The following is a 25,678-nucleotide window of genomic DNA, read 5'->3' on the forward strand; positions in this document are numbered from 1 at the left end:
TCCTCCTTTTAGGCTAAGACGCGCAAGACGTCATGATTCGGTTCGACGACGCCGACATGTGTCGGTAAGACGTCCAAGTAGTTCCCTGTGTTCGTGACGATGACCGGCGTGATCGTGTCATAACCGGCTTTCGTGATTGCCTCTAAGTCAAACGTGACGAGCACGTCCCCCGCTTTCACCCGTTGCCCGTTCTCGACGTGCGCCTCAAAATGTTGTCCTTCAAGCTGAACGGTGTCGAGCCCCACGTGAACGAGTACTTCCACTCCGCTGTCCGAGCGGAGGCCGATCGCATGTTTCGACTGGAAAATCGTGATGACTTCTCCATCAAACGGTGCGTAGACGACGCCCTCACTCGGCATGATGGCGACCCCTTTGCCCATCGCCCCGCTCGAGAACACTTCATCCCGAACCGTGTCGAGGGCGACGACCTCCCCTTTCACCGGTGAGGAGACAGGCGTGCCCACGTGGTCGGTCAAGACAGGTGCCGATTCGACGCGCGGCGTTTCTGTCGGTGCCACTTCTTTATGCAACACGTACGTCAAGCCGAACGAGACGACCGTCGCGACGACCATACCAATCAAAGCGCCATAGAACGTCATATCAAGACCTGTCGCTGGGATCATGACCGGGACGCTGAAAACACCGAGTCCACCCATCGCGTACGCTGCCGTACCGAGCATCCCGCCGACGACACCGCCGGCCGCCCCACCGATCATCCCGAAGACGAACGGCTTTTTCCGTGGGAGCGTCAAGCCGTAAATCGCCGGTTCCGTGATTCCGAACACACCCGCGATGGAAGAGGATGTGCCGAGCCCTTTCGTTTTCGGGTCACGGGCTTTCAGCGTGATGGCGAGCGTCGCCCCGACTTGACCGAACGTCGCCATGAGCACACCGACGACGATCGTATCCATCCCGACGACCGCCAAGTTGTTGATGACGATCGGCACGAGTCCCCAATGGAGCCCGAACATGACGAGCACTTGCCAGAACGCGCCGATGAACGCGATGGCGACGATCGGACTTAATCCGTAAAGGAACGAGTAACCGTTCGCGAGTCCTTGACTCGCATACGTCGCGACCGGTCCGATGGCGAGGAACGTGAGCGGGACGACGATTAAGAGCGCCATCATCGGCGTCGTGAAGTTCCGGACCGCTTCATGGGTCCGTTTGTTGAAGAACGTCTCCACTTTTGACGAGACGTACGTCGCCAAGATAATCGGAATGACCGAAGACGCATAGCTCATCAACACGACCGGCAAGTTAAGGAACGTGAGCGTCTCGCCGGCACCTTGCATCGCGACGATAGCCGGATAGACGAGCGCGCCCCCGATGATCATCCCGATATATGGATTCCCACCGAACTTCTTCGCGGCCGAGTGTCCGAGGATGACCGGTAAGAAGTAGAAGAGCGCGTCGGCCGCTGCGTTCAAGACGATGTACGTGCCCATGTCTTGCGTGAGGAGACCGAGGGCGACGAGAATGGCGAGCAACCCTTTCAACAACCCGCTCCCGGCCATCGGACCGAGAATCGGGGTGAAGATGCCGGCGATGACATCAATCAAGCGATTGAACACGCCCGTCTTCTCTTCTTCCTCATTCGAAGACGTTTGAAAACCTCCGGCTGCGACGACATCTTGATAGACGTACGGCACGTTGTTGCCGATGACGACTTGGAACTGGCCGCCGCTTTGAACGACCGTGATGACGCCATCGTGTTGTTTCAGTGTCTCTGGATCGGCCTTTTTTTCATCTTTCAATTTGAAACGTAACCGTGTCGCACAGTGGAACACGCTCTTGACGTTGTCTTTCCCGCCGACGTGACGAATGATATCGTCGGCGAGGGCCTTGTATTGGCTCATCTTGCTCACTCCTTCAGTTTGAGGTAAAAAGAAAAACCTAAATGAACGTCTACATCGCGTAGCGTCATTTAGGTTTGGCCTGAATCATCAGTAACCATCCTTAGGATCGTCGTTCTTTCATTAAGTTTTCGATGTGGATCATCATGTAGAGCCGTTCGTCGGTCGACACCTCATAGTTGTATTTCGAGGCGATCAATCCCGCAATCTTCTCGACACATTCATAGGCGTCCGGATAGCGCAGCTTCACCATCTCAAACAGCGTCTCATCGCCTCCGGTCTTAAACGTCTCTTTCGAGGCGAGCCGTTGAACGAAATATTTGAGATGGGTCAAGAACCGAGAGTACGCGTGTGACTCTTCATCCAAGTCGATTTGAAAATGATACGTGATGATTGTAAGGATCGCTTGGGTCGCTTTCGTCATCTCGGTGACGAGGTGTAAGTTCTCTCCCTTCGCGCCAGACATCGTCGCATTGACGAGGTGCAGGGCGACGGCGACGGCCTCATCTTCATCGAGGACGACGTCGTGCCGCTCATTGATGAGTGCGACCGCTTCTTTCCCGATTGAAAATTCAGGTCCATAAAACCGTTTCACTTCTCAAACGAGCGGGTTTCGGATGACGATTCCATCGCGATAACGACTGAGGGCGAAATGAATATGGTCGGCGAGCGTCACGTAAAGCGAGTCGTGCACCGTCTTTTCGAGTCTCGTCTCGGCCAGCTTGACAATTTCTTTGACCGTATCCATCTCTGTAGCCGGCATCTCATTTAAAAAATGGACGAACCGTTCGTGGCTCTCTTTACTCTCGAGCGTAAAGATTTTTTCGATTCGTGCTTGGTCAATCGCGTCACCTGGCCGCTTTTGAAACGCAATCCCTCGTCCCATGACGACTTGTTCTTGACCGTTCGCTTGAATAGCCACGACGTTGTTGTTGAACACTTTTGAAATGTGCATGGAATCAATTCACCTCCGCTCAGGGTCGATTGAAAAGAAAAAAACCTAAATTCACACCGGTCCCCAAATTTGGATGATCGGCATCAATTTAGGTTTTGCCTGCATGACCAGTAACAATCCCAAAGTGGATTTTCTTCTTCTCGTCCTTAGCATACTCCGTTGATATCTTGACGTCAACAGAAAAATAAAACGCTTACAGATTTTACGAACGGGAAAGCCGATACCGGGCATAGCCGCCTTTAGGCATGGGATGAAAGTGAGTTCGGATGTGAAGAACGTCCGACATTCGGGTATATATATTCCATAGACAAGTACAAGTCTCTAAAACGCCCGTGTCCATCGCACCTTGAGAATCGTATCCGGTTCGGTCACGAAAACATGTGACCGGTAAAACGATGCCTGTCGTCACGTAAAAGACGCTAAAACATCAGGTGGACACACCTGCAACGACCTGTGGTGGATGGTAACAGTCCATCAGCCTGAGAACCTATATGGTCTGTCTCAGGAGGGGTGATGGCACACCTTCATCTGAAGGCTTGAGCAAAACAGAAATGGACTGCGCTCGCACAAGCACTTCAGAATCCCACGGTTTCAATCGTGGGAGTGTCAAACGATGACCGTTTCATTCGAATAAGATACGTTGCATCCGTTCCGGGGCCGCCAAAAAGTCTCGCATGACCCGAACGTGTTCGAGCTCATCGAACGACGTCGGTTCGAGTCCCGTCTCGACTTGAAGGATGTCAGCGTCAGGATAAGACATGAGGATCGGCGAATGGGTGGCGATGATGAACTGGCTCCCCGACTGCACAAGTTCATGCATCCGGGCGAGCATCGTCAATTGTCGCATCGGCGACAGCGCGGCCTCGGGTTCATCTAAAATATAGAGACCACGCCCCCGGAAGCGATGCAACATGAGCGAAAGGAACGCTTCCCCATGTGACTGTTCATGAAGCGACCGACCTCCGTACGATGCGTAAAACCGTTCCGGGTCCGGACTCGAGCGCGCAATCTCATCAACGTAGCTCGACAATTGATACGCCGTCTCGGCACGAAGAAAAAAGCCGTCTTCCGGCCGATACGCGCCCCGGATTGGCCGAAGCGCTTCAAACAACGAACTATGTGTCGAATCGGTCTCAAACCGAAACGAGGTCGCTCCGCCTTCCGGGTTGAACCCGGCGGCGATGGCTATCCCTTCAATCAACGTCGATTTTCCGCTCCCGTTCTCCCCGACGAGAAACGTGACCGGCTGGGTCAGCGTCAACTCGTTGAACCTTTGAAAGATCGGCAGTGAGAACGGATAGCCCGGGGACTCGACTCGGTCCCGTTCTAATCTTACGCCTCGTAAAAACAGATTCAATTCCATTCGATCCAAAAGACCGCCCCCTCTCGTGATTCAACCCCGTACGACAACCCTTGCGCCTCGAGCAACAGCTTGTTGATAGCAAGACCGAGTCCATGCCCGTTCGAGCGGTCACCTTTCACATACATATCCCATATGTTGTTCCGCATCGATTCTGGAATGCCCGGCCCCTCGTCCTCGATTTCGAGCCGTCGCTCTGTGAGCCGGACTGTGATCACGCCGCCGACCGGGCTGGCGTGATAGGCGTTTTGAAGAAAGTTCGACAAAATCCGCTCCATCGCCACTCGGTCAACTTGAGCAGCCACCCTTTCAAGGTCGAGCGCGACCGTCACTTTCTTTTCACTGAACCATTCTTTCATCCGTGAAACGGTCTCTTCCATCAATTCGTCCATATAAATAGACTCGATCGTAAGCGTCAACTTGTTCGCGGATAATTTTGAATACTCGAGCATTTCGGTGACGAGCCGGTCGATGCGGTCGACCTCCTCGGTCATGCTCCGTCCGGTCGCGGCCACGTCTTCTTGTTTGACGACTCCGAGTTCAAGCATCTCCGCCTCGTTTCGCACGATGGCGAGCGGGGTGCGAACGTCATGCGTGACCCCGGAGATGAACGTGTTCTGTAGCCGCTCTTTTTCTTCGAGCGACATGTTCATCTGCCGGACCGCTTCCGTCAAATCACCAATCTCATCGTCGGTAACCGGCGGTAGCGTGAGATCGTGCCGGCCCGACATGATGGAGGCGGTCGCTTGTTTCAATTTGACGAGCGGGGTCGTCAAACGCTTGCTCATCCAATACGTCATGCCGATGGCGACGAGAAGCGCGAACAAAAAACCGCTCCCAAGAATGACGTAAATTTGGCGAAACTGTGGATTTGCCAACGGTGCGGTCGTATACGTCACAATTTGCAAATCACCTTCCTCAAGTTTGAACGTGAGCAGGTTTGTTCCGTTCATACGAATTTGGTCTCGTTCACTTAATACGTCCGGGTTCAGAAACGGTGTCATATGGCGATGCATCCGGCCGCCCCGCTCAAGGTCGAGCCGTTCCCCGTCTCGAAACACGACGACATCGAACTGTCCAGGGATGCCCCGACCGTCCATGAGCGCATCGTAGACAATATCAGCTTCCCGCCCGAGTTGAGTATAGCTTTCGGTCTCGGCAAAGCGACCAATCAGCAGCGACGTTAGCCCGAACGTGAGCACGGCCATGACCGTAAGCGGCAAAATCGCCATGACGAGTAACTTCTTCATCAATCGATTCATCGGATATCCTCCAATCGATAGCCGACGCGGTGCACCGTCTTTAATTGCCGTTTCATCGTCGGCAACTTGTCGCGCAACTGTTTGACGTGTGTGTCGACCGTCCGGGTGTCCCCGGCGAACGTGTAGTCCCACACGTCATCGAGCAGACGATTCCGATCGATGGCTTCTCCGCTATGCTTCAAAAAGTAAAGCAACAACTCGTACTCTTTATTCGTCATGCGAATCGCACGGCCGTCATCGGTCACTGTCCGGGAGCGAGCGTCCACCGTCATGTCGCCGAACGAGATTTCGTCCGTCTGTTTGACGAGACGCTTCAGGCGGATTTCGAGTTCTTTCAATACAATCGGTTTGACCAAATAATCGTCAGCCCCGAGTTCGAGTCCGAACACACGGTCATCCGCCTCGCCCCGTGCCGTCGCCAAGATGATGACAGGAGCAGGCTTCAACGCCTTCAGTTTCGGGATGAGCGTCCACCCTTCCCCGTCCGGCAAGCGCACGTCGAGGAGGACCGCATCGAACGGTTGCTCAAGCTGTCGCTTCGCCTCGGCGAGCGTACCGGCCACACGAACGTGAAAACCAGCATACGTCAGAAAGCGGGCGAGCCCGTCCGCCAATTTCGGTTCATCTTCGACCACGAGTACGTTCATCTCTATCGCCTCCACTTTCATTATATCGTATCGGGAAACAGACCCCATCGTTTCCCAAAGACAATTTGCAAAAACCTTGCAACTCCCTCACAACTTTTGAACGGTCGCGCCCTACACTTGAGGTAGTAAAGGAGGAGATTGACATGAATAAATTAGCAATCGCACTGGCCGGCCTGCTTGCCGTCTCAGGCACAGGCGTCTATGCCGCCACGAACGATACGACAACGACTGATGGAACGGAAACGACGACCCAATGTGAGCGTGGTGAACGCGGGGAGCGCGGGATGTTCGGTGACCGGGCAGCCGGACAAGCCGCCTTACTCGAGGCGCTCGGTTTGACTGAGGACGAAGTGGAAGCAGCACGCGAAGAAGGACAGTCACTTCCTGAGTTGGCCGAATCAAAAGGAATCACCATCGAACAGTTCATCGAAGCGATGATCGCGTCTCATGAAGCCAAACTCGACGCAGCGGTCGAGTCCGGTGATTTGACGCAAGATGAGGCGGACGCGATTCTCACCGATCACGAGGAACGGTTCGCTGACGTCACGAGTTATGACGACCTAGACGGGATGCGCGGCTTTGGCGGCGGACGTCATAGAGGCGGACACGGCCCACATCACGGTGGTCCATTCGGCGGGTCGAACACAGATGAGGGTACACCTTCAAGCGACGACAACGTAGACAACCAAAGCACGAATTCACTGTAAGCAAAAAGGCAACCGCGCGCGGTTGCCTTTTCATATGGCCAACAATAAGAGCGAATAACCGACGAGCCCGACGGCAAAAGCTCGAAAACTGCTGTCCCGTTCTTCGGGCAGCTCTTCTTTCATGACGTTCAAGATGATACCCCCGGCCAAAAAAGCGACGATGATAGACAACGTCAATTCATCGAGCGCCGAGAACGCGCCAACGCCCCACCCGACGAGCACCGAAAAGGACAATAAGAGCCGTCCTTCCCGATCGTACATCGCTTTGTGGTGATGCCTCAGACCTTGATCGACTGTGATGAAATGAATCCCTAGCGCAAAGAAGTAAAGCGTCATCGTCCACGCGTTATCGAACGTACTCTCGGCGAGCACGTAGCCGATGCTGAAGTTATAGAAAACGAACAGCGCCATATGAATCCAGAACACGTTGTTGCTCCCGCGCCGGCTCATCTGTGTGGCCAATCGCTCGAGACCGTAAAATGCGGCCAAGCCGATCATGCTGACGACGAGAATATGATTCTCGATCGACGCGAAAAGCCCGTCTCCTAAATGACCTTCTAACTGTTCTTGATATTCATTCAACTCTGGTAAGAGGTGCAAAAAGACATACGACACCGCGACACCGCCAGCGAGAGACAAAAAACGACTGCGTGGCGTCTCGCGCACGTGAATCAAATTTCCTGAGAAATAATGAATCAAGGCAAATCCGATAGCAAACAACAAGCTTAACCAAAACAATTTCATCCACCTCCGACACTTACCCGTCAGCCGAACGATTGGACGACTCCCGGTCCTTGTTCCTTACCCGAGTGCCTTGTCTAATACTCTCATTCGCCCCGTTCAGCCCGTTGCCGTGCCCGAATCTCTTTCTCGACGCGACGGAGCGCTTTTTTCGAACCGCGGGCAAAGTCATGGGCTTCCTTGCGGTCCCGATAGTCGATAAATAACGTCTCAAGGTCATAACCTGCCGGGTAAAGGTCGATCGCCTTCGCCTCAAGTCGGACGCGGCGGAGCGGATAATCGCCGGACACGCCGTCGACATATACGGTGACGCGACGCAACGATTCATCCATCGCGTACACGAGGCCGACTTGATTCGTCTCGAGCAGGCGGACCCGGTCGCCTTTCTCGAAGCGTTCGTCCGGTTCGACGACCGGTCGGATGACTTCTTGTGTGAGTCGTGACGAATCGACGAGCGACTGATCATACGTCTTGTCATGCATATAGCGTTCCGCCTGCTGCAAAATGCTCGCGGGCAGTTTCATTTTCCGCGCGATGAACAGAGCGTTACTGTCGCCGGACTGACCGATCAACAACCGGTACTTCGGCTCGAGCGTGTCCGGATCGAACTGCATCGCCGCATTCATGAAGTCCGGATGCGTCTCCGAGTACGCTTTGATTTCCCCGTAATGGGTCGAGGCGACGACGAGACAGCCGCGTTTGTACGCCTCTTCTAAAATCGCGATGGCGAGGGCCGCACCTTCGTTCGGCTCGGTCCCGCTCCCGATCTCATCAAATAGGAGCAGCGAACGTTTCCCCGCTTTCTGCATGATGTTCGCCACGTTGTGCATATGGGCCGAGAACGTACTGAGCGCCGAGCCCATGTCTTGATTGTCGCCGATGTCGACGAACACGTCGTCAAACGTCGAGATATCCGTGTCCGGATGGGCCGGGATATGGAACCCGCTCATCGTCATCAAACTAAGCAAACCGATTGTCTTCAAGACGACTGTTTTTCCGCCGGCGTTCGGCCCGGTGATGATGAGTCCGCGATACGTCTCGCCGAGCGAGAAGTCGAGCGGGACCGCCCCTTCGAGCAACGGATGACGCACTTGTTTCAAACGGATTTTCCCGACAGCGTTCACACGCGGGGCGATGCCGTCAATGGCTTGGCTATACTTCCCTTTCGCGAACACCATGTCGTATTGGGAGATGACGTCGAGTGTCGTTTCAATCGTCGGCAACGCTTCCGCCACCATGCCAGTGAGCGTCGCGAGCACTTGATAGACTTCGACCGCTTCTTCCGTCCGTTTGACGACGAGCTCCGCATTGAGTTTACTGATTGCTTCCGGCTCGATGAAAACGGTCGTGCCACGGCTCGACGTGTCAACGATCGTCCCGGCGATTTTGTGCTTATACGACGCTTTGATTGGAATCGTGAATCGGTCGTGTTTTTTCGTCACGAAACCGTCTTGAATCGCTTCCCGGTTGGCGGCACTTTTTAAAAACTTGTTCAATCGCTCCTCGATCCGACCTTCGAGAATGTCGATTTGTTTGCGAATTCGTTTTAGTTCTTTTGATGCTTCATCGAGCACACGGCCGGCTCGAATCGCCGCCGTGATGTCTTCCTCGATGTGGCGCCACTCGCTCATTTCCCCCGCATACGCCGATAAAAGTGGCGCAAAGAATGTTTGCTCGGCCATGAACCGCTTCAGCTTCCGAGCACCGCGGAAAAATTCGGCGACAGCTTCAAGTTCGCTCGCCTCGAGTTGGATGCCCCGGCTGATTTTCCCGATGAGCGGTTCCATGTCGGATACGCCGATGAACGGGATGTGAGAGGTCGCATCGAGAATCGCGCGCGCCTCTGACGTCTCTTGCAGCCGTTTTCCCACTGTTTGCAAATGGTTCGTCGGTCGTTGCTTTCGTAACAGATTTCGCCCGAATCCGCTAATGCAGTAGCGTTCGACGCGTTGGATGAGTTCATTGTATTGCAATTTATCTAATGTTTGTTCGTTCATGGGAATCTCTCCTTGAAATGTGATGGAGATACCGCGCAAACAAAAAGCGTCGGCCGATGACGACCAACGCAAAAAGACAGACCGGTGTCTGGCAGTTTATGAAGGGCGGTATCTGTAACAGAACATGAAGGCATGACAAAAACGCGTGTCATCCAACATTTTTCAGTTCGTTAGGCAGATACGACCTCACTCATTAACATGCAACACCTTTCTCATTCAGTTTCGCCCTTACTATACAACAGAATCCTGAAGAAGTAAAATTTTTAGAGAGCGCTTTCAAATTAGGACTTGTCTTCTCTGCAGTGGCGTGCTATGTTGATGATGACGAAACGAATAATGATCACATGTGACTGATTCGATCAGGCATGGGGTAAGACGAAAGGCTCACGCCACCCGTCTGTACTCCATGCCTGTTTTGTTTTTTCACAATCATTTTTCGAACGAAAGGATGAATCGAAGATGTTATTGAATAAGTGGATGAAGAGACATACACTGACACTTTATGCACCCATGGAAGGAGACATCATTCCACTTGAGGAAGTGAGCGACCCGGTGTTCAGCGAGAAGATGATGGGCGACGGGATTGCCATCATGCCGACGGACGGGACCGTCGTCGCACCGGCCAAAGGGACCATCGTCCAAGTCGCGCCGACGAAGCACGCGATCGGGATTCGCACCGAGGACGGCGCCGAAATTTTAATCCATGTCGGGCTCGACACGGTCGAGCTCGCAGGCGCACCGTTCAAAGTACATGTCATAGTAGGCGATCATGTCGACGCCGGACAACCGCTGCTCACAGCGAACCTCGAACAAATTCATCAAGCCGGAAAAGACACGGTCACGCCGATGATCGTCACGAACGGTGGCGAGCTGAAAGAGCCATATGCTTTCCACACAGGTGGCCCGGCTCTCCCCGGCAAGACGGTCGTCGCTCAAGCGGAACAATGACTCCTCGATAGGAGGAACCATGTTAAAAATCAAAAAAATCTTGAACAACAATGCGGTCATCGTCTCGGACGATGGTGAAGAGAAGATTGCTATCGGGCCGGGCGTCGCATTTAAGAAGGCGCGCAATGACGTCGTCAATCCGCATAAAATTGAGAAGCTGTTCGTCATGTCCGAAGGCGACAAGTTTCAACAACTCTTGAGCCGCATCCCGGTCGAACATTTCACGATTTCAGAAGAAATCATTAGTCACGCGGAAAAGCGGCTCGAGACGACGTTCAATGAACACATCCACGTCGTCTTGACCGACCATATCTCGTTTGCCATCGAACGGGAGCAAGAAGGGATCTCGCTCCGGAACAAACTGTTGAACGAGATCAAAATTCTATATCGCAATGAATATGAAATCGGGCTATGGGCGATTCAGCATATCGAGAATACGCTCGGGGTGAAGATGCCGAAAGATGAAGCCGCCTTCATCGCGCTCCATATCCATACACTTAAAGTGAAAGGGGGTGATTTGCGTAAGACGCTCAAACAGACGACGATCGTACGAGACATGATTCAATCGATTTCGAGACGGCTCGACCTATCCATTGAAGAAGATGACTTATCCTATCAACGCTTATTAACTCATTTACGATTCGTCATGGATCGGGTCAACCATTATGATCATCATACGATTGACGAGGATATGTTACAGATGATCCAAACAAAATTCTCGTCGGCATACACATGCGCGTCTGATGTCGCAAACGAAATGGAAGACTTATACGGTATCGTCTTGCCCGAGTCAGAGCTTGGTTATATTACGCTCCACATTCAACGCCTGCAAGATCAACACCATCAAAAAGGAGGACATTCACAATGATGAACTTTTTACAACGTCTCGGACGTTCCCTCATGTTGCCGGTTGCGGTACTTCCTGCAGCGGCCATCCTCATGGGGATCGGTTACTGGATCGACCCAGTCGGCTGGGGGTCTGAGAACATTGCCGCCGCTTTCTTGATTAAAGCCGGTGGTGCTATCATCGATAACATTCCAATTCTATTCGCCGTCGGGGTCGCCCTCGGGATGGCGAAAAACCGTGACGGCTCAGCCGCCCTCAGTGGTCTCGTCGCTTTCCTCACGGTCACGACACTTCTTTCTGCGGGAACGGTCGCTCTTTTCCAAGGGGTCGACGTAGAAGCCGTCAACCCAGCGTTCGGACGAATCGCTAACGCGTTCGTCGGTATCCTCTCAGGTATCGTCGCCGCTCAAATGTACAACCGCTTCAGCCACGTGAAATTGCCTGACGCCCTCGCCTTCTTCAGCGGCAAGCGTCTCGTACCGATTATGACGGCGTTCGCGATGATCCTCGTCTCGGTCGCTCTTTACTTCATCTGGCCGGTCGTCTACACAGGACTCGTCGGATTCGGTGAAACGATTTCGAAAATGGGCGCGTTCGGTGCCGGTCTTTACGGCTTCTTCAACCGTCTGTTGATCCCGACCGGTCTTCACCACGCCTTGAACTCGGTGTTCTGGTTCGATGTGGCCGGTATCAATGACATCGGAAACTTCTGGTCGGGTGAAGGGGAGAAAGGAATCACGGGACGTTACCAAGCCGGATTCTTCCCAATCATGATGTTCGGTCTCCCGGCGGCAGCACTCGCCATGTACCACACAGCGAAAACAAAACGTAAAAAGCAAGCGGCTTCGCTCCTTCTCGCCGCAGCGTTCGCTTCATTCTTCACAGGTGTCACAGAACCGCTCGAGTTCTCGTTCATGTTCCTCGCGCCAGTTCTTTACCTCGTGCATGCTGTGTTGACAGGGATCTCACTCTTTGTCGCCGCGACGTTCCAATGGACGGCCGGGTTCGGTTTCAGTGCCGGTCTCGTCGACTTCGTGCTCAGCTCACGGTTGCCGCTCGCGAATCAACCGTACATGTTGCTCGTCCAAGGTCTCGTCTTCGGTGCCATCTATTACACAATCTTCCGCTTCATGATCGTCAAGCTCAACTTGGCGACACCAGGTCGCGAATCGGATGAGGCGGTCGATGCCGTCGCAACCGAGACAGCGCCTGAAGGCCAAACAAAAACAGCTCCAGTCGCAGCTGGCGGACAATACTCGGCCATGGCAGCGATGATTTACGACGGACTCGGTGGCGACCAAAACGTCACAGGAATCGAGTCATGCGTCACACGTCTCCGTGTCGATGTGAAAGACATGGACACGGTCGACCAAACGCAAATCAAGAAAGCGGGCATCCCAGGAATTAAAGTCGTCAGCCCGAACCACATTCAAGTCATCGTCGGCACGAACGTACAGTTCGTCCTCGAAGAGATTGAGAAACTCCGGAGCCACCGCGCCGGATAAACGACAAAAGCCACCTCGCATGCGAGGTGGCTTTCATTGTCGTTGACGATATAGTTGATAGAAGCGTACAAAAAGATAAAAAAACAGCCAGGGCAACACATACGTCGTCAACCACGTAAACCCATGTAACAGTAACCACGTGAAGTTATACCCAAGCAATCCAGGGATAATTAACCCGATAAACAAAACTATAGCAACTAGGATCACATTCAACAGCATTCGAATTTCAAATCACACCCATACCATTTTTATCCATTTTAGCATATGCATCTTCTCTCTGTAAATCAGTCAAGTTAGTATGCACCTCACATCTGGCGCAACCGGTTGATGCGTTCGACCGGATTCGGGTGTGTCGACAATAGTCCGCTCATCTTTTTCTTCATCGGATCCGAGAAATAGAGCGGTGCCGACGCGTTCGACGCCTCTTTCACCGGCGTCTCGACGTTCGCGATTTTTTCGAGCGCCGAAGCGAGCGCTTCTGGGTTACGCGTCAGCTCGGCCCCGCTCGCGTCCGCCAAAAATTCACGATTTCTTGAAATCGCCAAGTTGATGAGCGTCGCGATAATCGGTGCGAGGACGAGCAGGACGAGCCCGACGATTAAGAAAATCGGGTTTTGATTGTTATCACGCCGTCCGCCGACACTTCGAAAGAACAGCATCCGCGACCCGATGTCACTCATGATGGCGATGACCGAGACGAGGGCGAGCGTGACCGTCGACAATCGGACGTCGTAGTTTTTGATGTGCGCGACTTCGTGGGCGATGACCCCCTCGACTTCTTCACGTGTCAGGCGGTCCAGTAGCCCGGTCGTGACCGCGACGGCCGCCTTCTCCGGCTTGAGTCCGGTCGCGAACGCGTTCGGGGACGGGTCGTTGATGATGAAGACGCGCGGCATCGGCACCCGGGCGACCATCGCCATGTTCTCGACCGTATGCCATAAGAAGCGATGCTGCTCGACCGAGGTGATTTCTTTCGCATGGTTCATCCGCATAACGATGCCCGTGCTCGACATGATGACGATACCGACATAAAACAACGAAAAGACCGGTGTGAAAATGAGACCTGGCAACGCGTCCCCGTAATTGATATACGAAATCGCCGCCCCGACGAGCAAGACGAACAAGATGAAGCCGGCGACGATGAACACTGTCTTCACTTTGTTTTTACGAATCTGTTCATAAAGGAGCATCGCTGGCACCTCGCATTAGAACGAGACGCGAACGTTCTCGCGTTCTTCCTCTCGCGCCTCGAGCATGTCACGCTTCTCAAAATGATGGAGCGAGGCGATGACGTTCGTCGGCACCGATTCGATTTTTGTATTATATTTCATGACTGTGTTGTTATAGAGCTGTCTTGAGTACGCGACTTTGTTTTCCGTTTGCGTCAACTCTTCTTGGAGCATCTTAAAATTCTCGTTCGCCTTCAAATCAGGATACGCCTCGCGAAGCGCGAACAGATTTTTCAGTGCGCCGCTCAACTGATCGTTTATGTCAATCTGTTCTTGCCGCGTCGATCTTACTCCCATCTGATTGCGAAGCTCGACGACTTTCGCAAGCGTCTCTTCTTCATGTTTCGCGTACCCTTTCACCGTCTCGACCAAGTTCGGAATCAAGTCGTAGCGACGTCTCAGCTGTACATCGATTTGGGCCCACGCCTCATCGACCCAATTTCGATACTTCACTAGACCGTTGTAAGCCGAGAAATAAATGACCGCCAGCAAGATGATGACGCCTAATCCAATCCATAACATATTCCTGCACCTCGTTTCTTGAATTCACTGCTGTTCTAATTCCCTTTCATCGTATACGATAAGCTTATCTTTTACAAAAATAAGGAAAAAACACAGTCTAGGCTGAATCATGTCAACAAATCGTCATCAGAAAGGAAAGATGATATGCCAGGAACGATCGTCGTTGCCGTGAAAGCGGTCATCGTCCACGAAGGAAAGCTGTTGATTGCAAAACGTTCGATCGAAGACGATATCGATCCCGGCATGTGGGAACTCGTCGGCGGCAAAGTCGATTTCGGCGAGAGGCTCGAGATAGCGCTTGAACGTGAAGTCGAGGAAGAAGTCGGGTTACGTGTCACTGTCACCCAACTGTTATATGCGACGACATTTTTGACCGACACGAGCCGGCAAGTGGTGATTTTGACGTACTTGTGTCGTCCTGCTTCGACGACAGTCGCCTTGTCATTCGAACATAGTGATGCTGCTTGGGTGACACCGTTCGAGGCGAAGGAACGCTTGCACCCAAGGATCGTGGATGATTAGACCGCCCATGCTGTTTGGCAGCACATTTGACCGACCATTATATATAAGATTGGAGTGTTCTCGATGTTTGTCACAACGCTTGATGCCCGACTGACTGATTTATATGAAGAGATGGTGACGCTACGCCGTCACTTCCACCAACATCCTGAACTCTCGTTCGAGGAACAAGAGACACCTCGTTTCATCGCGCATTATTTACGCGACCTCGGCCTTGATGTCCGCGAAGACGTCGGCGGCAACGGTGTCGTCGGGCGCATCAAAGGCGGGAACGGGCCGACGATTGCGTTCCGGGCCGACTTCGACGCGTTGCCGATTCAAGATTTGAAAGACGTCCCGTATCGATCGAAAGTGAACGGGGCGATGCATGCGTGCGGGCATGACGCCCATACGGCGTCGCTGCTCGTGCTCGCCAAAGTGCTCGCCGAGGCCGATTTGCCCGGAGACGTCGTCTTGATTCACCAGTTCGCCGAAGAACTCGCACCCGGTGGCGCCAAACCGATGATTGAAGATGGCTGTCTCGACGGGGTCGACTATATATATGGCGTTCATATTTGGACACCGCTTCCGTTCGGGACCATCGGCGTGAAAACCGGTTCCATCATGGCGGCAGCTGACCGTTTCGAACTGACGATCAAAGGAAAAGGGGGACACGGAGCCATCCCGCACCATACAATCGATTCGCTCATGGTCGGGGTGAACGTCGCGAGCCAACTGCAACAAATTTTGAGTCGCCGCGTCGATCCGCTCGAACCGGCCGTCTTGACGATTGGAACGTTCGAGTCGGGACAGGCGTTCAACGTCATCGCAGACGAAGCCCGTTTGTCCGGAACCGTCCGGACGTTTAATCCAGACACGCAAACACGCATCATGGAGGATATGGAGCGCATCATCGCTTCGACATGTGCCGGTGCTGGCGCGGACTATGATTTGACCTACATCCAAGGCTATCCCGCGGTCATCAATCATCCAATCGAAACGGAGCACGTGCGTCGCTCGGCCGCGAACGTAATCGGAGATGCCGGGATTGTCGAGATGTCCCCGCTCATGGTCGGTGAGGATTTCGCCTATTACTTGCAGCACGTCCCGGGTAGCTTCTTCTTTGCCGGTGCCGGCAACCCGGAACGAGGCGCCATCTTCCCACACCATCACCCTCGCTTTGACGTCGATGAACGGGCGATGCTCCACATGGCGCGCATCTTGATGAATGCCGCAGTCGAGACGTGGACAAGTACAAAAGAGGCGTGACGCAAATCGCGTCACGCCTCTTTTGTTTCTTCCGGTAACACAGAAATAAGCACTTGGTCGACTCGCTTCCCGTCCATATCAACGACTTCAAAACGTAGGCCATACGCCTCGACGACGTCCCCGCGTTTCGGGAAGTCACCAAGCGTGTAGATGACGAGACCGGCGAGTGTATGATAAGCGTTCCGTCCCTCATCGAATCGGGCGTCCCGAATACCGAGCGTCCGTTTCAAGTCTTCGATGCTGAGCAGCCCATCGGCTAAATACGTACCGTCTTCTCGGCGCACGACGTCCGGCGGTTCTTCTTCAATCATCACCTCGCCGACAATCTCTTCAAGGATGTCAAATAGCGTGACGAGTCCGAGAAAACCGCCGTACTCGTCTAAAACGAACGCAATCGGTGACCCGGTCTGTTGCATCATTTGGAGCACTTGGCTCGCCTCTCGTTGTTTTGGCACGATGAGCGGTTGTTTAATTTTTTTGAGGATGTCCGAAGGGGTTGATAACTCGGGCAGCATCAACACGTCACGAACATCGACGTAGCCGACGAAATCATCGAGCGTCCCCCGTCCGACTGGCAGTTTACTATGCTTGCTCTCATAAACAGCGGCTTCGATGTCTTCCACCGGATCTTCTAAATCGACCCATTCGAGTGTCGTCCGCGGCTGCATCAACTCGTAAATCAATTGATCGTGAAACGCAAACACGCGCTCGACTTGCTGCACCTCTTCATGGGCAAACTGTCCTTGCTGTGCCCCTTCGAACAGCAGTTGTTTGATTTCAAGTTCCGTCTCCCCGTCCGTTCGCTCTGCCTTCAATCCGAGCAGTTTGAACAAGAACAGCGTCGACTTCGATAAGATCCAAATGAACGGCCGCATCACTTTACTGAATAAGTCGAGCGCCGGGATGATTGCCATCGTCACCCGTTCCGGCGCGACGAGTGCGATTCGCTTCGGGACGAGCTCGCCGATGATGAGGGAGAGATACGTGATCACGGTGACGACGAGCACATACCCGACTGTCGACGCCGATTGCGCGCTCATACCGAGCTGCTCGAACACATTCCCAACCGGTGTCGAGAACCTGGCGCCCCCGTAGGCCCCGTTGATGATACCGATCAACGTGATCCCGACTTGAACGGTCGACAATAGGTCGGTCGGATCTTTTGAATACTTCAATGCGATTTGCGCGCTCCGCTTCCCCCGATTCGCCTCGACTTCGAGCTTCGATGGCTTCGATGAGATGAGCGCGATTTCCGTCATCGCGAAAATCCCGTTCAACACGATCAAAAACAAGACGATCATTAAGTCGATCCATATGGAAGAGCCCACCGTATTCATCACCTCTATAGTTATTTCAGTTCACTTTATCCATCATACGTCTCTGTACCCGTTTTATGCACGAAAAAAGCCACTCCTTCAAGCGGCTTCCTTCATGGATTCATGTTGTAGCGCCACAGCTTGTGACTGTTTGAAGATGACGACACCGAGCAACAATATCATCAAGCCGATGACTTGCCCGGGTGACAACGCGAGTTGCGGCATGCCGAACGCACCGAACAAGTCGACGCCGAGTGCCCAAACTAACTGCGACACGAGGATGACCGACACCGACAAAGTCGGACCGAGCAACTGGATGCTGCGCATGACGCAAAAGACGACGCCTACCCCGAGCAGCCCGCCGAGCGCATAAATTGGCGAGATGTCAAATACACCTCGAATGTTCCCGCCAAACAAAGCGAGCGGGATGAGCGAACCGAGAAGACCGACGACAAATACGAGCACCGTCGTCGCCCACGCCCCGAGATGGACGTTCATTTTCGCATTGACGGCCGCTTGGACGCTGATGAACGCACCCGCGACGGCCGAACAGATGATTCCGATAATCATGATGATTCTCCTTACTCGTAGAGCATGCCATTGGCACGCTGCTTTAATCGTTCCATATCCAAAATCTTGACTTGTTTCCGCGTCCGTTCGACGAGTCCCTCATCCGCGAACGCCTGCAACGTCCGATTCAAGTGACGATAGCTCGTCCCGAGCCACTCGGCCACTTCTTTTCGTTTCAATTGACTCATCTCTGTCTGAAACAAATCATTTCCGGACTCACTGAGCGAGACGAGGTAGCCGGCGAGACGCTCTTCAAGCGTTGACATCAAATGATTCGACGACGCGTTCGCCTCGATGAACAATTTCTCCGACACACCGCGCAACAGATGTTCCGTGAACTCGATGGTCCGGTTATGCGCTCGCAACACCTCGAACGGGATTCGTAAACAAACGACCGGCCCGACCGCCTCGACCGTATGGAGCACGTGGCGTCCGCTCGCGTATTCGATGTCTCCGATCAATGTCGGGGCCGCTTTCAAGCGGAGCAAGCGCAACTTTCCTTCTTCACTGAGCGTATAGATTTTGACACGCCCCTCTAGGACAACGAACAACGCATCGATTACTTGATCGTTCGCACAGAGCATCGCCCCGGATGGATACGTCACAATCGAGGAGTGGGCGAGCGTCTGTTCCGAAAACAAGTGACGCCAACCAAGCCGTATTAACGCAGCCTCTACTTTCATCTTCGTGTCCTCCTCATGTGAACGTATAGACGCCAATCCCAATCACCATCAGGCTGAGTCCGATGACCTGTCCTCCGGTGACCGGTTTCTTTGCGACACCGAACCAGCCGTTCGAATCGATTAAAAATGCCCCAATCAACTGTGCGACGAGCAATACACAAATCGCCCACGTCACGCCGAGCTGTTGAATCGCCGTCAACTCACCGAAGACGACGAACACACCGAACAGTCCGCCCAGACTGTAATACCAAGGGACGCGTCGGAACGCGGTGATATCCCCGTCACGCTTGAACGCGTAGATGAATAGCGCCAACGCCAATCCGACGAGGTGGACGACGGTGACCGACAACCACGCCCCGACCGCATAGCCGAGTTTGGCGTTGAAGATGCCTTGTAAGGCGATAAACGTGCCCGAGAGCAACGCAAAGATGATTCCCATTCTTTCTCCCCCTGTCTCTTCGTCTGACTGTACGGGAGAATGAATCGTTTGAAAAGGACATATGTCCGAAAAAAGACAATCTAGGCAATGCCTAGATTGTCCATGGCGTTATTTGAGTAACTTGACGATTTCTTCGGCGACCCGCTCAGACGATTGCGGATTTTGACCTGTGACGAGACGCTCGTCAACAGCGACGTTGACCGCCCAGTTGTCGGCCCCATCGAAGTTGCCGCCTTTCTCGCGAAGCGCCGTTTCAAGCAAGAACGGTACAGCTGAGTCGAGCTGCATCTCGCGCTCTTCGGCATCCGTGAAGCCCGTCACTTGTTTGTCTTTCACGAGCGGTTCACCGTTGCTCAACTTGACGTTCACGAGTCCGATTGGTCCGTGACAAACCGCTGCCACAACGTTCCCGTTCTCATAGACGTCGCGTACGACGCGTTGTAATGTTTCGCTGTTCGGGAAGTCGACGACCGTCCCATGTCCACCTGGTAGGAAGACGGCATCATACGTGTCGTCTGCAACCTGGTCGAGACGAGCCGTATTTTTTAACAAATCTTGTGTGTTCAGAACGTCTTGTGACAAGCCGTCCTCGAGACTGTTCGCATCGATTGGCACGTCTCCGCCTTCGATACTTGCGACGGTCACTTTGTATCCTTGCTTCTCGAATTGGAGATACGGCGCCGCGAACTCTTCGAGCCAAAGTCCTGTATCATGGCCATTCTCTAGTTTATCGGCAGACGTCGAGACGATCAATACATGTTTTGACATCATCAATTCCTCCTTCTGAAATGAGCATACGACATAGTTGTTCCCGCTCTTCTCACCTTCAAACCCTTTAATGCTCCCCCGACCTTAACGACAAACTTTTTTTGACCTGGTCTTTTTTTGAAAACGGACGTTGTCCATTGTGCGAGTATACTGGTCTCATTAGCCAGCAGGAGGGATTGTCGTGACGAAATCGATACTAGAATGGGGATTTCTCGCCGTCGCCGCTTTGATTGTGATGCTCATCGTCATTGGAAGTACATTATGTCCGTTGTGACACTCGTTCACGGAGCTGTCACGCGAATATCCGTTTACCGTACACCAGAAACCGGGAACAACTTTACTGTTGTCCATCGCCAGCTCACTTCGAAAGGATGTTGATTATGTCAGAACGCGTTTTCATCAGTCCAGCCAAGTATGTGCAAGGTAAGAATACGATCGACCAGCTCGGAAAACATGTGAGTCATTTCGGTTCGAAGGCCCTGTTGATTGCCGACGATATCGTTTGGCGCATCATCGGGGACCGCGTGACCGCCGCTCTTTCCTCAAGCGATGTCGAAACGGAGAAAGCAGATTTTGTCGGCGAGGCATCTCGCCACGAGATTGAGCGAATCGCTGCTGCCGCGAAAGAGAACCATGTCTCGTTCGTAATCGGCATGGGTGGCGGGAAGACGCTCGATACCGCCAAAGCGGTTGCCGACGAACTTGAGGCCCGCATTGTCATCGTTCCGACCATCGCCTCGACGGATGCCCCGACGAGTGCTTTATCCGTCATCTATACCGATGAAGGAAACTTTGAGAGCTATCGCTTCTATAAGAAAAACCCGGACCTCGTGCTCGTTGACACGAAGCTGATTGCCGAAGCGCCGGCCCGCTTCCTCGCCTCAGGCATTGCGGATGCCCTCGCGACATGGGTCGAGGTGCGCAGCGTCCTCGCCTTCGGTGGGAAGACGATGGCAGGCGGCGTCCCGACCATCGCCGCTGAAGCGATTGCGAAACGTTGTGAGGAAGTGCTGTTTGACTATGGGATCCCTGCGTACGAGTCGGTGCAGGCAAAAGTCGTCACACCGGCGCTCGAGGCGGTCGTCGAGGCGAACACCTTACTCAGCGGTCTCGGTTTCGAGAGCGGCGGTCTGGCCGCGGCCCATGCCATCCACAACGGGTTCACGGCGCTCGATGGGGACATCCATCACTTGACCCACGGTGAGAAAGTCGCGTTCGGCACGCTCGTGCAACTCGCGCTCGAAGGACGGACCCAAGAAGAGTTCGAGCGTTACGTCGCCTTATATATGGCGCTTGATTTGCCGGTCACGCTCGAAGACGTGAAATTGAAAGACGCCTCACGAGAAGACATCCTAAAAGTCGGACAAGCCGCAACCGCCGATGGGGAAACGATTCATAGCGGTTTTGACGTTACACCGGAAGACGTGGCGGACGCCATCATCGCGGCCGATCGGTACGCCCGCTTGTATCAAGCGAAGCTCCGCTAATTGAAAACGAGGATCAGCGCTCGGGCTGATCCTCGTTTTTTTGTTTCGGGGAGGCGATGAACGTCAACATGATGCCGACGACCATGCAACTGACGGTCAATATGAAAAATGTCAGTTGGTTCACGTAAATGATGTTCGTGAATTGATTCCAGCCTGTCGCATATGCCGCGTTCGTCGACTCCTGAATCCCATCACGGAGTGCGCTCGCTTGATCGGCATTGACCGTCAGCGCGAACGCCGCCATGGCGATGCCGCCGATGATGAGCCCGACCCGGCCGAACGGATGGACCGTTTGCACCGTTCGACGCGCGAGCCGAATGGTGATCCAAACGAACAATAGCGCGAACGGCCAGCCGATGAGCAAGACGAGTACGTATGGGTTCCCTTCACCAGCCGGCTCCGTGTACGATGCCGTCATCGTCTCTCCGAGTTTGAATAGAATGAATGTGATCAGCGTGATGATGAACCACGCCTTGATTAACTTTTCCATGATTTCACCTCGCCCTCAGTATAACAAAACACCGTATGCCTCCGCATACGGTGTTCGGTCACGACTTCGGACGAATCGCGTAATAAATCAGGATGACGAGCCACGTCCAAATCCCGGTAAAGATCCCGAGAATCCCGACGACGAAGAATCCAAGCGGAATCATCGACTTCGTACGATTGTAATCTTTCCACATGTCCGATAACCCTTTGATGTTGAAATACAAAAAGGCGAAGAACAAAATGAGCAATAAAAGCGGTAAGCCGAAGATGAGTTCCATACGATCACTCCTTTCTCGTCCCGACCGTTCTTGTTAGTTCAAGTGTACCGCTTGCATGGATACGGCGCATCGGGCTGCGGCCGTATCCAGATGTGGTCATGAGGCGGATACGCTCGTACTCTATTCCCTAAAAGTTTCTCTTTTCAACATTTGTAAAAAAGGGAAAACAGAACTATCGATTGAGAAGGAGGATGACCGTCATGAAATTCATCGCCGCGTTCCTCATCGTCTGCCTGATGTTCAGCACGCATGTCACCGAAGCCGCAACGAAAACGACCGCCGGCTATACGATCCAATCGACGAAACTGTATGGACGTGCCATGCAAACGTCACCGGTTTTAAAAACGCTCCCAAAGAACACACCGGTACAGTATTCCGTCTATAACCGAAGTTGGTCGAACGTCTACATCGGCAGCACCCGCTACTTCACCCCATCCACGAACCTCAAAGCCGGTATCCCGAAACTTTCCTCGACCGAACGGCTTCGCCTCGTCAACAAGCAGCATGGACTCGCATCCACTTATCGGTCCACCCAACTCGTCACCCTCACAATCCCGACCGTCTACGCGAAAGGAAGCGAACGGACGCTCATGGCCGCCGAGGCCGCCCACGCACTCGCCCGCCTCTATTATGATGGCCGGAAACAAGGGCATACGCTCTACGCGCTCAGCGCCTATCGTTCTTACACGACCCAAAAATCGCTCTACAATTATTGGGTCAATGCTCGAGGGACGGCTTACGCCTCGATGTACGTCGCCCGGCCAGGTCATAGCGAGCATCAGACCGGACTCGCCGTCGATATGACGAGCCAGCGCATGCAACTGGGGCTCGCCGCCTCGTTCGAGCAGACCCCGGAAGGAAGATGGATGCTAGCGAACGCTCACCGTTACGGCTTCATCATCCGCTATCCGAAAGGCAAAGAGAAAATCACCGGCTACAACTATGAACCGTGGCACTTGCGCTACGTCGGCGTCAATGAGGCAACGACGATGAAACAGAACAATTGGACGTTTGAAGAGTGGTGGACGAAGCGTTGACACCGAGCAGGAAGCGATAAATCGGAGCCGACTTCACGCTATACTAGAAGATGTACGATACTTGTGAAGGAGGAACGCAATATGTGGATTGTGATGAACAAGTTGGACGTAGAAAAAGGAAAAGTCGAAGCGGTCAAATCTCGATTCGAGACGACGAAAGGAATCGAGTCGATGGACGGGTTCATCCGTATGCAAGTGCTGACCGACACCTCGGACGAGACGAAAGATCAAGTCGTCATCATGACGACTTGGCGTGACGCTGCGAGCTTTGAGAACTGGCGTGACAGCGGCGCGTATAAACACGCCCATAAAAAACGGGACGACGGCACGTCTGACGTGAAGCCGATCGTCCTCGGGAATACGGTCAGTCAATACGAGGTCGCCATCGAACACGGCGCCTCAACCAATCACGTATAAGATGTCTTGCGGTCGAATGATGCCGAGAAGCGGCTCATTCTCTTCGCCGGTTTTTGTGATGAGGAGGGCGTCGAGGCGCGCTCCTTCTTTCATGTTCACGAAATGGTGATGCGCTTCGATGACCGACGTATGTGCGGCGATGAAGCGATAGCGATGAATGTGCGGGTCGTGGTGTAGCACGTGGCTAACGAGTACCCCGTCGAGCGAGACAAGGGAGTCGTGTGCTGATTCGGCGAGCCAACTCGTCACGCCTTTTTTCGTCAACAACCCGAGCCACGATCCGTCGATGCTGTAAATCGGAAATTGTGAATAATTTTTATTACGGATTTCTTTTAGTACGTCTTGAAGCGGATCGTCGGCCCGAAACGTCGTCACGCGTTTTCGAAATAGCGGGACGACTTGCCGAGGGTGTAACAGTTCCCGCTCGACTTCTAGGATCAAGTCGACGATTGAGTCATGGGGCTCGGCGATGATGAAATCGGGTTCGCGCCGCTCGTGGACGATGGCATTACGCAACTGGCTCATCTGATGCAAATCTTCTTTATAGCGCTCGATCACCGGGTTGTTCTTGGCGAGACGGTTGACCATGTTGCTGAAACTGAAATGTTTCCCGTCCCCGAGCTCCCGGCTCAAATAGTCTTCAATCCGATGATACGAAGCGATGAATTCTTCGGCTCTGCTCATAAGCTCACTCTCCTTATCGCCTTTCTATACCCGCTTTTTTCTCCATTCGAGCAGGATAACACCTCCTTACATCGAATGAATGAACATCCCAACTTCTGAAAGGAGGAAAGTCGATGGCGACTTCAATCTATGAGACGGTACGCTTATCCAACAAAGAGGCTTTTCGTTCTGGCATGCGTGCCGGGATTCCCGTCGCGGTCGGCTATATTCCGATTGCGATTGCCTTTGGTCTTTTGGCAAAGTCGTTCGAGATGCCGAACGCAATCACGCTCGCGATGTCACTCTTCATTTTCGCAGGAGCCAGTCAATTCATCGGCGTGCAATTGATCATGGCCGGCTCGATGTATTGGGAAATCGTATTGACGACGTTCATTTTGAACTTGCGACATTTTCTCATGTCCGCCTCGCTATCCCAACGTCTCGAGACGACATCGAATCGCTTCCTCGCGGCGCTTGCCTTCGGGGTAACAGACGAGACGTTCAGTGTCGCCTCGACACGAAACGAGGCAACACGCGGCCATTTCGTCCTTGGACTGAATATGATCGCGTTTCTCGCTTGGAACGTCGGGACGTGGATCGGCGTGTTCCTCGCTTTCGGTTTACCGGCGACGATTCAGGCGAGCATGGGCATCGCCTTATACGCCATGTTCATCGGTCTGCTCGTTCCGTCACTCACACGAAAACCCGTCGTTGTCGTGGCTCTCCTCGCCGCATGGACACAAGGGTTTCTACATTGGGTTGTGATGCCCATCCTCCCACTTTCTTCCGGGTTGAGCATCATCATCGCGACGTTCGTCGCGGCAGGCGCCGGAGCACTTCTATATCGTGAGGAGGGGACAACGTGATCAGCTTATTGCTACTCGTCTTGGCGATGGCGGTCGTGACCTATATTCCGAGGCTCGTCCCGCTCCTATGGCTTAAAGAATTGAAGCTTCCCCCGCTCTTGAAGCGTTTCTTATTGTTCACGCCTTACGCGGTGCTTGCAAGCCTTATTTTCCCGGGAATATTGCATGCAACGAGCAACACGACTTCGGCCGTCGCCGGCGGTGTCGTCGCGGTCACCCTCGCCTTATTGCGTATGAACCTCGTTCTCGTCGTTCTCGGCGGAATTGCCGGTGTGTACGTCATGGAAGCATTTCTTTGACGAACAGGCCCGCTCCCGATTGA

Annotated in this window: 28 protein-coding genes and 1 pseudogene; 11 read left to right on the forward strand and 18 right to left on the reverse strand. The window is 53.4% G+C overall.

Translation table 11 applies throughout. The features are described 5' to 3' along the window. Positions 1-8: 8 nt before the first annotated feature. From P398_RS0101780 to P398_RS0101800, 6 genes and pseudogenes are all read right to left on the reverse strand, one after another. Positions 9-1,859, reverse strand: coding sequence for a beta-glucoside-specific PTS transporter subunit IIABC (locus tag P398_RS0101780; protein WP_029333891.1), 1,851 nt, complete (start codon positions 1,857-1,859; stop codon positions 9-11). Positions 1,860-1,959: 100 nt separating this feature from the next. Then, positions 1,960-2,322, reverse strand: a complete 363-nt coding sequence (locus tag P398_RS17120; RefSeq protein WP_326932477.1) for a PRD domain-containing protein — start codon at positions 2,320-2,322, stop codon at positions 1,960-1,962. 15 nt (positions 2,323-2,337) lie between these two features. Further along, positions 2,338-2,811: pseudogene (locus tag P398_RS16300) on the reverse strand (CAT RNA binding domain-containing protein); the annotation flags it as partial. 622 nt (positions 2,812-3,433) lie between these two features. Then, complete coding sequence (locus P398_RS0101790) at positions 3,434-4,174, reverse strand: AAA family ATPase (protein ID WP_029333892.1); 741 nt, start codon at positions 4,172-4,174, stop codon at positions 3,434-3,436. After that, positions 4,165-5,433 (reverse strand): HAMP domain-containing sensor histidine kinase, encoded by a 1,269-nt coding sequence (locus tag P398_RS0101795; protein ID WP_029333893.1) that lies wholly within the window; start codon positions 5,431-5,433, stop codon positions 4,165-4,167. The genes P398_RS0101790 and P398_RS0101795 overlap by 10 nt, the downstream gene beginning before the upstream one ends. Next, positions 5,430-6,080: a response regulator transcription factor gene (locus P398_RS0101800; protein ID WP_029333894.1), complete on the reverse strand. Its 651-nt coding sequence runs from the start codon at positions 6,078-6,080 to the stop codon at positions 5,430-5,432. The genes P398_RS0101795 and P398_RS0101800 overlap by 4 nt, the downstream gene beginning before the upstream one ends. Positions 6,081-6,223: 143 nt before the next feature. On the opposite strand from P398_RS0101800, the gene P398_RS0101805 reads away from it, so the two are divergent. Next, positions 6,224-6,787 (forward strand): hypothetical protein, encoded by a 564-nt coding sequence (locus tag P398_RS0101805; protein ID WP_029333895.1) that lies wholly within the window; start codon positions 6,224-6,226, stop codon positions 6,785-6,787. Between the two features lie 30 nt (positions 6,788-6,817). Here the strand turns inward: P398_RS0101805 and P398_RS0101810 are convergent, their stop codons facing one another. Together P398_RS0101810 and P398_RS0101815 are read right to left on the reverse strand one after the other, a co-directional pair. After that, positions 6,818-7,531, reverse strand: coding sequence for a hypothetical protein (locus tag P398_RS0101810; RefSeq protein ID WP_029333896.1), 714 nt, complete (start codon positions 7,529-7,531; stop codon positions 6,818-6,820). 83 nt (positions 7,532-7,614) lie between these two features. Further along, entirely contained in the window at positions 7,615-9,525 is a 1,911-nt protein-coding gene (locus P398_RS0101815; RefSeq protein ID WP_029333897.1) for an endonuclease MutS2, read from the reverse strand. Positions 9,526-10,002: 477 nt separating this feature from the next. On the opposite strand from P398_RS0101815, the gene P398_RS0101820 reads away from it, so the two are divergent. From P398_RS0101820 to nagE, 3 genes are read left to right on the forward strand one after another with little or no spacing between them, the layout of a single operon-like run. Further along, positions 10,003-10,473, forward strand: coding sequence for a PTS sugar transporter subunit IIA (locus P398_RS0101820; protein WP_029333898.1), 471 nt, complete (start codon positions 10,003-10,005; stop codon positions 10,471-10,473). Positions 10,474-10,492: 19 nt separating this feature from the next. Beyond that, entirely contained in the window at positions 10,493-11,341 is an 849-nt protein-coding gene (locus P398_RS0101825; protein ID WP_024370962.1) for a PRD domain-containing protein, read from the forward strand. Further along, positions 11,338-12,825: an N-acetylglucosamine-specific PTS transporter subunit IIBC gene (gene nagE, locus P398_RS0101830; protein ID WP_029333899.1), complete on the forward strand. Its 1,488-nt coding sequence runs from the start codon at positions 11,338-11,340 to the stop codon at positions 12,823-12,825. Before P398_RS0101825 ends, nagE begins: the two co-directional genes overlap by 4 nt. Before the next feature lie 305 nt (positions 12,826-13,130). On the opposite strand, the gene htpX is transcribed toward nagE, so the two are convergent. Both htpX and P398_RS0101840 read right to left on the reverse strand, forming a co-directional pair. Beyond that, positions 13,131-14,015 carry a zinc metalloprotease HtpX gene (gene htpX / locus P398_RS0101835; RefSeq protein WP_029333900.1) on the reverse strand — a complete coding sequence of 295 codons (885 nt, stop codon included), beginning with the start codon at positions 14,013-14,015 and terminating at the stop codon, positions 13,131-13,133. Positions 14,016-14,030: 15 nt separating this feature from the next. After that, complete coding sequence (locus tag P398_RS0101840) at positions 14,031-14,576, reverse strand: LemA family protein (protein ID WP_024370965.1); 546 nt, start codon at positions 14,574-14,576, stop codon at positions 14,031-14,033. Positions 14,577-14,720: 144 nt separating this feature from the next. Here P398_RS0101840 and P398_RS0101845 point away from each other — a divergent pair, with 144 nt between their 5' ends. Then, entirely contained in the window at positions 14,721-15,098 is a 378-nt protein-coding gene (locus P398_RS0101845; RefSeq protein ID WP_029333901.1) for an NUDIX hydrolase, read from the forward strand. Between the two features lie 63 nt (positions 15,099-15,161). Then, positions 15,162-16,343, forward strand: a complete 1,182-nt coding sequence (locus P398_RS0101850) for an amidohydrolase (protein WP_029333902.1) — start codon at positions 15,162-15,164, stop codon at positions 16,341-16,343. A gap of 11 nt (positions 16,344-16,354) precedes the next feature. Here the strand turns inward: P398_RS0101850 and P398_RS0101855 are convergent, their stop codons facing one another. The 5 genes from P398_RS0101855 to P398_RS0101875 form a co-directional block, all read right to left on the reverse strand. Continuing rightward, positions 16,355-17,680, reverse strand: coding sequence for a hemolysin family protein (locus tag P398_RS0101855; RefSeq protein WP_029333903.1), 1,326 nt, complete (start codon positions 17,678-17,680; stop codon positions 16,355-16,357). A 78-nt stretch (positions 17,681-17,758) separates the two neighbouring features. Further along, positions 17,759-18,229, reverse strand: coding sequence for a DMT family transporter (locus tag P398_RS0101860; protein ID WP_024370969.1), 471 nt, complete (start codon positions 18,227-18,229; stop codon positions 17,759-17,761). An 11-nt stretch (positions 18,230-18,240) separates the two neighbouring features. After that, positions 18,241-18,912 (reverse strand): Crp/Fnr family transcriptional regulator, encoded by a 672-nt coding sequence (locus tag P398_RS0101865; protein ID WP_024370970.1) that lies wholly within the window; start codon positions 18,910-18,912, stop codon positions 18,241-18,243. A gap of 13 nt (positions 18,913-18,925) precedes the next feature. Beyond that, the gene (locus tag P398_RS0101870) at positions 18,926-19,351 is read right to left on the reverse strand and encodes a DMT family transporter (RefSeq protein WP_029333905.1); all 426 of its coding nucleotides are present in this window, start codon (positions 19,349-19,351) and stop codon (positions 18,926-18,928) included. A gap of 108 nt (positions 19,352-19,459) precedes the next feature. Continuing rightward, on the reverse strand, positions 19,460-20,119 hold the full coding sequence (locus tag P398_RS0101875) for a type 1 glutamine amidotransferase domain-containing protein (protein ID WP_029333906.1): 660 nt from the start codon (positions 20,117-20,119) through the stop codon (positions 19,460-19,462). Positions 20,120-20,499: 380 nt separating this feature from the next. Here P398_RS0101875 and P398_RS0101885 point away from each other — a divergent pair, with 380 nt between their 5' ends. Beyond that, positions 20,500-21,606 carry a glycerol dehydrogenase gene (locus tag P398_RS0101885; protein ID WP_029333907.1) on the forward strand — a complete coding sequence of 369 codons (1,107 nt, stop codon included), beginning with the start codon at positions 20,500-20,502 and terminating at the stop codon, positions 21,604-21,606. 13 nt (positions 21,607-21,619) lie between these two features. Here P398_RS0101885 and P398_RS0101890 read toward each other — a convergent pair whose 3' ends face one another. Both P398_RS0101890 and P398_RS0101895 read right to left on the reverse strand, forming a co-directional pair. Further along, complete coding sequence (locus P398_RS0101890; protein WP_029333908.1) at positions 21,620-22,096, reverse strand: hypothetical protein; 477 nt, start codon at positions 22,094-22,096, stop codon at positions 21,620-21,622. Between the two features lie 58 nt (positions 22,097-22,154). Then, positions 22,155-22,373: a hypothetical protein gene (locus tag P398_RS0101895; protein WP_024370975.1), complete on the reverse strand. Its 219-nt coding sequence runs from the start codon at positions 22,371-22,373 to the stop codon at positions 22,155-22,157. A 200-nt stretch (positions 22,374-22,573) separates the two neighbouring features. On the opposite strand from P398_RS0101895, the gene P398_RS0101900 reads away from it, so the two are divergent. Together P398_RS0101900 and P398_RS0101905 are read left to right on the forward strand one after the other, a co-directional pair. Further along, positions 22,574-23,410, forward strand: a complete 837-nt coding sequence (locus tag P398_RS0101900; RefSeq protein ID WP_029333909.1) for a M15 family metallopeptidase — start codon at positions 22,574-22,576, stop codon at positions 23,408-23,410. Between the two features lie 81 nt (positions 23,411-23,491). Next, the gene (locus P398_RS0101905; RefSeq protein ID WP_024370977.1) at positions 23,492-23,827 is read left to right on the forward strand and encodes an antibiotic biosynthesis monooxygenase; all 336 of its coding nucleotides are present in this window, start codon (positions 23,492-23,494) and stop codon (positions 23,825-23,827) included. Here the strand turns inward: P398_RS0101905 and P398_RS0101910 are convergent. Beyond that, positions 23,810-24,511: a CBS domain-containing protein gene (locus tag P398_RS0101910; RefSeq protein WP_029333910.1), complete on the reverse strand. Its 702-nt coding sequence runs from the start codon at positions 24,509-24,511 to the stop codon at positions 23,810-23,812. The two genes, P398_RS0101905 and P398_RS0101910, sit on opposite strands and share 18 nt — an antisense overlap. Positions 24,512-24,624: 113 nt before the next feature. On the opposite strand from P398_RS0101910, the gene P398_RS0101915 reads away from it, so the two are divergent. Together P398_RS0101915 and P398_RS0101920 are read left to right on the forward strand one after the other, a co-directional pair. Next, entirely contained in the window at positions 24,625-25,356 is a 732-nt protein-coding gene (locus tag P398_RS0101915; RefSeq protein WP_029333911.1) for an AzlC family ABC transporter permease, read from the forward strand. After that, positions 25,353-25,655 (forward strand): AzlD domain-containing protein, encoded by a 303-nt coding sequence (locus P398_RS0101920; RefSeq protein WP_029333912.1) that lies wholly within the window; start codon positions 25,353-25,355, stop codon positions 25,653-25,655. The genes P398_RS0101915 and P398_RS0101920 overlap by 4 nt, the downstream gene beginning before the upstream one ends. Positions 25,656-25,678 lie beyond the last annotated feature (23 nt).

Source organism: Exiguobacterium aurantiacum DSM 6208 (genome assembly GCF_000702585.1).
Taxonomy (GTDB): Bacteria; Bacillota; Bacilli; order Exiguobacteriales; family Exiguobacteriaceae; genus Exiguobacterium; species Exiguobacterium aurantiacum.